The organism is Actinoplanes sp. NPDC051633 (genome assembly GCF_040681735.1).
Lineage (GTDB): Bacteria > Actinomycetota > Actinomycetes > Mycobacteriales > Micromonosporaceae > Actinoplanes.
Window position 1 is genome coordinate 1 of sequence record NZ_JBFAZH010000570.1, and the last position, 5,004, is coordinate 5,004.

Consider the following 5,004-nt stretch of genomic DNA (forward strand, 5'->3'; position numbering starts at 1 on the left):
ATTTCGCGGGGCGGCTGGCCGACTCGGGACCGTTCGACCTGGTGGTGGACCCGGTCTTCGGCGAGCCGGCCGCCGCCGCCCTGCGCGCATTGCGGGTCGGCGGACGGCTCGTCAATCTGGGTGGCTCCGCCGGCGAGACGGCGCCCTTCGACTCGGCCACGATCCGCGGGCGCTCGCTGAGCGTGCTGGGCTACACCAACAACGCGATCACCAAGGACCAGCGGGCGAGCGCGATCGAGGCGATCGCGGACTACGCCCGGGCGGGCCGGCTGACCCTCGATTTCGAAACGGTCCGCCTGGCCGACATCGGCGAGGCCTGGTCGCGCCAGTCCGAGGGCCGCGCGGACCGCCGACTGGTGGTGGTGCCCTGAGCCGAGGCCGTCCTCAGGGTTGCTTGAACTCCGGCTGGTCCAGCACCCGCAGCCAGGAGCCGTCGGGCTGGCGGCGCACCACCTGGGCGCGGGCCCCGGAGCCGTCCTTCGGTGGCGTCGACGTCAGCGCGAGATCCCCGCTGATCAGCGTCGGCAGTGGCTCCTCGGGCTCGAAGGCCGGCATCTTCGGCAACGCCTCCTCCCAGAGCTTGCGGATCGCCTCGCGCCCGACCGTCTGCTGCCCCGGCGGGAACGCCATCACGGCGTCGTCCTCGTAGAGCAGCGACAGCCCTTCGGCGTCCTTCGCGTTGGCCCGCTCGACGAAGAGGCGGGTGATGTCCTCCGGCTTCATCGCTTTCTCTCGTTCGCTCATGAGTCCACCCTCGCTCGCCGATGATCAGAAGTCCAACTCATAGTTCTTATGAGAGCTAGAATCAGCGCTTATGGAGTTGCGGCAACTCGAGTACTTCGTGACGGTGGCCGAGGAGGCGAACTTCACCCGGGCCGCCGAACGCGTCCATATCAGCCAGTCCGGCGTCAGTGCCCAGGTCAAAGCGCTGGAGAACGAACTGGGGGCGGACCTCTTCGACCGCTCGGGACGATCGGCAACGCTGACACCGGCGGGCAAGGCCGCCCTCCCGCACGCGCGGACGGCGCTGGCCGCCGCGGACGCGATGCGCGGGGCCGTCGACGAGGTGAACGGCCTGGTCCGCGGTCACCTCACGGCCGGAATGGTCAAGGGCTGCGAGGTGGCGCCGTGGTTCGCGGCGCTCGCCGGCTTCCACCGCCGGCATCCGGGCATCGGCATCGAGCTGCGCGAGGACAACTCGGATGTGCTGATCGCCGAGGTCCGCGCCGGCTCATCCGACATCGCCCTGGTCGGGATCGCCGGCAAACCGCCGCCCGGGTTGGCCGTGGAGATCATCATCAGCGAGGGCCTCGCGGCGATCGTCGGTCCGGACCACCCGCTGGCGGCGGCGCGCGGCGGGCAAGGCGACGCAGGCGGTGGAAGGAAAAGGGACGAAGGCATCGGGCTGGCCGAGCTTGTCACGTACCCGCTGGTGGCACTGCCGCAAGGGACCGGCATCCGCAGCGTCCTCGACCAGGCCGCCGCCGCGGCCGGCCACAAGCCGCACATCGCTCTCGAGGCGTCCTCACCCACCGCGGTCGCGGATCTCGGCGCCCGCGGCCTGGGCGTCGCCGTGCTCAGCCGGTCGATGGCCGCGGGCCTGACCGCCACGCACCCGGACATGGCGGCGATCCCGATCGCCGGCATCGACATCCCCGCACTGCTCGCCCTGGTGTGGCGTCCCAGGCCGAGTCCGGCCGTCAGGGCCTTCCTGACGAACTGCCGCGCGGCGTTCGAGATGTAGACGTGGAGTTGTGGAGAACTCGTTCTCCAGATCGTCTCCAAGGACCGCCGTGCCGAGTTCGGCATCGTGAGTTGCATGAACGAGCGAGAGAACGACGTCATCGTGGTAGGCGCCCGGTGCGCCGGCGCTGCCACCGCGATGCTGCTGGCCCGCCGCGGCCTCAAGGTCACGGTGGTCGAGCGCGGCCGCATCCCGAGCGACACGCTGTCCACCCACGGCATCGCCCGCGGCGGCGTCGTCCAGCTCGCCCGCTGGGGCCTGCTCGACGAAGTGCTGGCCAGCGGCGCTCCCGCGATCCGCCAGGTGGTGCTCCGGACCGGCGACGACGAGATCGTCCGCCCGCTGAAGGAGTACGCCGGCATCGACTGCCTGATCGCGCCCCGGCGCTACGTCCTCGACGGGATCCTGGCCAGGGCCGCGGCCGAGGCGGGCGCCACCATCCTGACCGGCGTCACCGCAACCGGCGTCATGCGCGCCGACGACGGACGCATCTGCGGCATCCGGGCCCGTAGCGCCGACGGCGCAACGCTCAAGATGAAGGCGCGCCTGGTTGTCGGCGCGGACGGTGTGCGGTCCAAGATGGCCGGCTACTTCGGCGCACGGACCGTCCAAGAGGGAGCGAGGGACGCTGCGACCTTCTACGTGTACGTCGCCGGGCTGCCGTGGCGCGGCTTCGAGTACCACGTCGGCCGCAACGGTTTCGCCGGCGTCTTCCCGACCCACGGCGGCGAGGCATGCGTCTGGATCTGCGGCCCCGAGTCGATCACGGCCGCGGCCACGACGGACTTCACCGGCCTGATGGCCAAGGTCTCCCCCTCGCTCGCGGCGCGGATGGCGCAAGGTCACATCACTTCCCGGGTACGCGGCGCCGCCCGCCTCCCGAACCACCTCCGCCAAGCAGCCGGCCCGGGATGGGCACTGGTCGGCGACGCCGGATACCACCGCGACCCGGTCTCCGGCCACGGCATCACGGACGCCTTCCGCGACGCCGAACTCCTGGCCCGACACATCGACGACCCAGCCGAATACCAACGGCGGCGCGACGCCGCCGTCGGAGAGATCTTCGCGATCACCCAGCAGATGGCCCGCTTCCCGGAGCCGGCCCGATTCGTCGCACTGCAGCGGCAGCTCAGCCGCGCCCTGGACACCGAGGCCACAGACCTGGCCTTGACCGAGAAAGAAGGAGCACTCGCATGACCATCAACGGAGTCGACACCAGCACGCTCTTCGCCACCATCGACGTGGTCAAGGGTCAGCCGGAGCTGGCGCAGTTCCAGTTCCGGGCCACCAACCGCTGGATCAGCGGAACCCACAACCGGTCCACGATCAACGGCTATTTCGGCGCCGGCCAGGAGCACACCCGGGCGACCGACCACAGGTACGACGCCGACCACCCGCCGGTGCTCACCGGTGGTGACAACGGCCCGACCCCGGTCGAGTTCCTGCTGCACGCGCTGGCCGCCTGCCTGACCAGCGGCCTGGCGAACATCGCCGCGGCCCGGGGAATCCCGCTGACCGAGGTGTCGTCCACCGTTGAGGGCGACATCGACCTGCAGGGCATCCTCGGCATCGACAAGACGGTCCGCAACGGCTATCGGGGCATCCGGGTCAGCTTCGAGCTGCGCGGCGACGCCACTCAGGAGCAGCTGGCGGCGCTGGTGGAGCAGTCCCGCAAGCGGTCGGCGGTGTGGGATGTGCTGACCAACGGCGTCCCGGTCACGATCGATGTGAAGGCCGGCTGACGGCGGGCTGGGGACGACGCGGAGAAAGTGTCGTACCCGGGACCTACAGTCCGGCCCACCCAGTGCCCGGGGTGGGGGAGGCGGCGGGGCGCCCAGGCACGCCGAAGATCACGACGGGAGCGGCGGCCGGAACGCCCCGTCGCCGGCCGGCTCCAGCGCTATCCCCGACCCCGCGACCAGATCCCGCACCGTGCTGGAGACCAGCAGCTGACCGGGCGCGGCCCGGCCGGCCAGACCCACCGCAACCGCTACGCCGGGGCCGTCGACGACGTCCCCGGCTCGCGGTATCTCCGCGATGTGCAGCCCGAGCCGCACCTGCGAGCCCAGAGACGCCATGGCGTCGCGGATCGCCGCGGCAGGCCCGTCGTAGACCGCGACCGCGACACCGGACCCGGTGCGGGCCAGCCGGGACGCGCGCAGCGACGGAACCGGCCCGTGCACGGCGAGCACGGCGCCGAGCGCGACCTCCGGCAATACGGATGCCGTCAGGCCGGAGAGGAACTCCTCGATCGGGTCGAGGATCTGCCCGGCGTCGATCGCCACGAAGTGGTCGGCTCCGGGCAGTTCGACGAACCGGGCGCCCGGGATGCGGTCGGCCAGGTAGCGGCCCTCGTCGACCTTGCTGTCCTGGTCGCCCCGGCGGTGCATGACCAGGGTCGGGACCCGGATCGAGCCGAGCGCGTCGCGTACGTCCACGAGCGTGTTCATCGCGATCAGCGCACGTACCGTCGAAGGGGTCGCCGCCGCCCGCGCACGCTGCCCCCACCACCGCGCCATGGCGTCGTCGGCAGACGGCGCCATCACCCGCATGTCGGCCTCCCAGCTCCATTCAACCGCGAGCCGCTCGACGTACTGCTGACGTTCCTCGCGGGTCGGCGCCCACGGGTAGTCGTCGGAGCGTTCCCGCTTGGCATAGGAGCCGTAGAGGATCAGCGCCTCGACCCGCTCCGGATACATCGCGGCCAGCAGCGCCGCCATCGGCCCGCCCTCGGAGTAGCCGAAGAGCACGGCGCGCTGCGACCCGGCGGCGTCCATCACGGCGATCAGGTCGTGCATCCGGGTCTCGAGGTCGGGCACGTCGTTGGGCCGGTCGGAGAGGCCGGTGCCGCGCTTGTCGAAACGGATCAACCGCCCGAACGTGCCGAGCCGGTCGAGGAACGCCGCGTGCCGGGGGTCGGCCCAGTCCAACTCGAGGTGCGAGACGAACCCGGCGATGAGTACGAGGTCCCGGTCCCCGCCGCCGGTGACCTGGTAGGCGATCTGCAGCCCGTCGGACTCCGCGTACCCGACGGGCTCGTGGCGCGGAGCGGCATCGGTGGCCGCGGTGCGCACCGTGCCCACGAACCGGTAGCCCTTGCCGTGCACGGTCCGGATCAGCCGCTGCGCCTGCCCGTTGTCCCCGATCGCCTGCCGGCCCTGCTTGATCCGGCTGGTCACGGCCGACTCGCTGACGAACCGGCCACCCCAGATCCGGTCCATCAGCTCTTCCTTGGGCACGACCCGGTCCCGGTGCTCCAC

Annotated in this window: 6 protein-coding genes; 4 read left to right on the top strand and 2 right to left on the bottom strand. The window is 71.4% G+C overall.

Features of this window, described 5'->3' with window-relative positions:
• On the top strand, positions 1 to 371 hold a 371-nt coding region (locus AB0M20_RS26805; protein WP_364302758.1), incomplete at its 5' end, for a zinc-binding dehydrogenase.
• 13 nt (positions 372 to 384) lie between these two features.
• Here AB0M20_RS26805 and AB0M20_RS26810 read toward each other — a convergent pair.
• Positions 385 to 723 (bottom strand): nuclear transport factor 2 family protein, encoded by a 339-nt coding sequence (locus tag AB0M20_RS26810; protein WP_364302769.1) that lies wholly within the window; start codon positions 721 to 723, stop codon positions 385 to 387.
• 91 nt (positions 724 to 814) lie between these two features.
• On the opposite strand from AB0M20_RS26810, the gene AB0M20_RS26815 reads away from it, so the two are divergent.
• The 3 genes from AB0M20_RS26815 to AB0M20_RS26825 all read left to right on the top strand — a co-directional run bounded on the left by AB0M20_RS26815 (position 815) and on the right by AB0M20_RS26825 (position 3,486).
• Positions 815 to 1,744 carry a LysR family transcriptional regulator gene (locus AB0M20_RS26815; RefSeq protein ID WP_364302761.1) on the top strand — a complete coding sequence of 310 codons (930 nt, stop codon included), beginning with the start codon at positions 815 to 817 and terminating at the stop codon, positions 1,742 to 1,744.
• Between the two features lie 75 nt (positions 1,745 to 1,819).
• Positions 1,820 to 2,941, top strand: coding sequence for an NAD(P)/FAD-dependent oxidoreductase (locus AB0M20_RS26820; RefSeq protein WP_364302763.1), 1,122 nt, complete (start codon positions 1,820 to 1,822; stop codon positions 2,939 to 2,941).
• Positions 2,938 to 3,486 carry an OsmC family protein gene (locus AB0M20_RS26825; RefSeq protein ID WP_364302765.1) on the top strand — a complete coding sequence of 183 codons (549 nt, stop codon included), beginning with the start codon at positions 2,938 to 2,940 and terminating at the stop codon, positions 3,484 to 3,486. The genes AB0M20_RS26820 and AB0M20_RS26825 overlap by 4 nt, the downstream gene beginning before the upstream one ends.
• A 108-nt stretch (positions 3,487 to 3,594) precedes the next feature.
• Here the strand turns inward: AB0M20_RS26825 and AB0M20_RS26830 are convergent.
• On the bottom strand, positions 3,595 to 5,004 hold a 1,410-nt coding region (locus AB0M20_RS26830; RefSeq protein WP_364302767.1), incomplete at its 5' end, for an alpha/beta fold hydrolase.

What these genes read in the sequence shown, in the direction of transcription:
- AB0M20_RS26820 (WP_364302763.1), top strand. Translation starts at nt 1,820, where the DNA reads ATGAACGAGCGAGAGAACGACGTCATCGTGGTAGGCGCCCGGTGCGCC.
- AB0M20_RS26825 (WP_364302765.1), top strand. Translation starts at nt 2,938, where the DNA reads ATGACCATCAACGGAGTCGACACCAGCACGCTCTTCGCCACCATCGAC.
- AB0M20_RS26810 (WP_364302769.1), bottom strand. Translation starts at nt 723, where the DNA reads ATGAAGCCGGAGGACATCACCCGCCTCTTCGTCGAGCGGGCCAACGCG.
- AB0M20_RS26815 (WP_364302761.1), top strand. Translation starts at nt 815, where the DNA reads ATGGAGTTGCGGCAACTCGAGTACTTCGTGACGGTGGCCGAGGAGGCG.